At 59.8% G+C, this 577-nt stretch carries 1 protein-coding gene; it reads left to right on the plus strand.

What is annotated here, in order from left to right:
• The coding region (locus P5F91_RS29075) for a hypothetical protein (RefSeq protein WP_277909013.1) at positions 1-468 on the plus strand (468 nt) is incomplete at its 5' end.
• Between the last annotated feature and the right edge of the window lie 109 nt (positions 469-577).

Here is a 577-nt window from a genome sequence, read left to right on the forward strand (position 1 = left end):
TACAGCAACACCGAGGATCTGACGGCGCCGTTCACCTGGGCCCTAATTTTCCGAGAGGCCAGCGGCGGTTCCAGCAACGTCGGCCTGTTCGGCAAGTGGTCGAGCAGCACGCAGCAGAGCAACATCGGGCGCAGCGGCGGGGCGATGGCCTTTCGCCATGGAAACGACGTGGGAGCTGGTATCGTCAGCTTCCCTAACCTCTACGACACCTGGCGCCTCGCGATATGTTCATCCAATGGCACTGTGTGCCGAGCCATTGTTGATGGGGTCCGGCTGACGGATAGCGCCACCAACGACACCGCCGCCACCGGGACGCTGTACTTGGGCGGCTTCTGGGGGACGGATAGCTTTGGATTTGGTGGCCAGGTCGCCGACGTGATGATGTTCAACGAGGACATCATCGGCAACAACCCCGGCGCCCTGGCGCTTGTGCTGGACTATGCCAAGCTCTACGGCATCGGGGCGTAATCCACACATTTCTGCTAGGCGCTTAAGAGGTATCCAGGGGCCTCTTAAGCGCCTACTTTTTGCTCCAAACTTAAGTGGCGATCACTCCAAACTTAAGTGGCGCGCTTCA

Origin of the sequence: Nitrospirillum amazonense, from assembly GCF_029594735.1 — a bacterium.
In the GTDB taxonomy this organism is placed as follows: Bacteria; Pseudomonadota; Alphaproteobacteria; order Azospirillales; family Azospirillaceae; genus Nitrospirillum; species Nitrospirillum amazonense.